Origin of the sequence: Sporosarcina sp. NCCP-2331 (genome assembly GCF_023707945.1) — a bacterium.
Classification (GTDB): Bacteria; Bacillota; Bacilli; order Bacillales_A; family Planococcaceae; genus Sporosarcina; species Sporosarcina cascadiensis.
On record NZ_BRCD01000071.1, the window covers coordinates 1 to 1,705 of the forward strand.

The window sequence follows — 1,705 nt, forward strand, 5'->3', positions numbered from 1 at the left end:
CGAGGCCGCTGAAAAAGTCCAATAAAAGAAGAAAAGCGACTGTGCGAACGGAAATCCGTATGCACAGTCGCTTTTCTGTTCTCTCCATCTGTTTTCCATAGTAAAATAAAAGGAACTAATTCGAGGTGGTGCGACCATGATTTCCAAACAAGAAACGCTCAATCTAAGTCCTTATATGGCGCTGTATGATGTGCTGATTCCGAAAGATCATCTGCTCAGACAGATCAATGATCTCGTAGACTTTTCATTTGTCTTAGACGAACTTCAATCAAAGTATTGTTTAGAAAACGGTCGCAATGCCATTCACCCGATTCGGATGTTCAAATATTTACTACTCAAATCAATTTATGACTTATCCGATGCCGATCTTGTCGAGCGCTCAAAGTACGATATGTCCTTTAAATATTTTTTAGATATGACGCCAGAAGAGGACGTCATGAATTCGAGTTCCCTGACAAAATTTCGCCGCCTTCGCTTACAGGATCTACATCTATTGGATCTACTCATCAATAAAACAGTGGAAATCGCAGTCGAAAAAGGGCTCCTCCTCAGTAAAATGATCATGGTGGATGCAACCCATACCCAAGCGCGCTACAATCAAAAATCACCCAAGGAGTTCCTGCAGGAAAAATCAAAAAATGTGCGGAAAGCAGTCTATCAATTGGAAGAAGAAATGGTCGGGAAATTTCCTGCGAAACCTACCTCAAATGAAATTGAAGAAGAATTACAGTACTGTCGTCAAGTGGTTGAAGTGGTCGAAACACAATCAAAGGTCGCACAAATCCCAGCCGTAAAAGAAAGAGTCAATGTCTTAAAAGAAGTGATTGATGATTATGAGAACCAATGGAGTTACTCCAATGACCCAGATGCACGGGTTGGACATAAGTCGGCTGACTCCGCTTTCTTTGGTTTTAAAACGCATATTGCGATGAGCGACGAACGAATTATTACCGCGGCGATTGTGACGACAGGCGAAAAAAGTGACGGGCAATATCTTCAAGAATTAATTGAAAAAAGTAAAGAGGCAGGCATGGATATTGAAACCGTTCTGGGTGACGCAGCGTATTCCGGAAAAGACAACTTACAATACGCCAAAACAGAAGAGCTCCAATTAATATCCAAGTTAAATACCGTTATTACAAGCGGTAGTGGACAACGAAAAATAGAATTCGATTACAATAAAGATGCAGGAATGTTTGTGTGTCCTGCTGGGCACATGGCGATTCGAAAGGCACGGACAGGAAAGAAAAATCAGAATAAAAATCAGCGTACTAAGTATTATTTTAATATCGAAAAATGTAAGGTATGTCCAATGCGTGAAGGTTGTTATCAAGAAGGAGCTAAAAGCAAAACATACAGCGTGACCATCAAATCAATCGAACATGAAGAACAAGCCGCTTTTCAAGAGACGGATAAATTTAAACAACTTGCGAAGAAGCGTTATAAAATTGAAGCGAAGAATAGCGAATTGAAACATCCGCATGGCTACAAAACGGCCAAATCAGCGGGCTTATTTGGCATGGAGATACAAGGCGCTACCACCATATTTGCGGTCAACCTAAAACGGATTATCAAGTTACTGAGCGATAAAGAATAAGAATAGATCAAGAAATAAGGCACTTTCCATTCAAAAACGAATGGAAAGTGCCTTATTTTCGTTTGAAAAACTATACATTGAAAAAAACGTAAGTTTTTCAGCGGCCTC

The 1,705-nt window shown here is 40.2% G+C and carries 1 protein-coding gene; it reads left to right on the top strand.

What is annotated here, in order from left to right:
• Positions 1 to 136: 136 nt before the first annotated feature.
• Positions 137 to 1,597 (top strand): IS1182 family transposase, encoded by a 1,461-nt coding sequence (locus tag NCCP2331_RS18200; protein WP_251672115.1) that lies wholly within the window; start codon positions 137 to 139, stop codon positions 1,595 to 1,597.
• Positions 1,598 to 1,705 lie beyond the last annotated feature (108 nt).

Coding starts and splice junctions, on each gene's coding strand:
- NCCP2331_RS18200 (WP_251672115.1), top strand. CDS start 137: ATGATTTCCAAACAAGAAACGCTCAATCTAAGTCCTTATATGGCGCTG.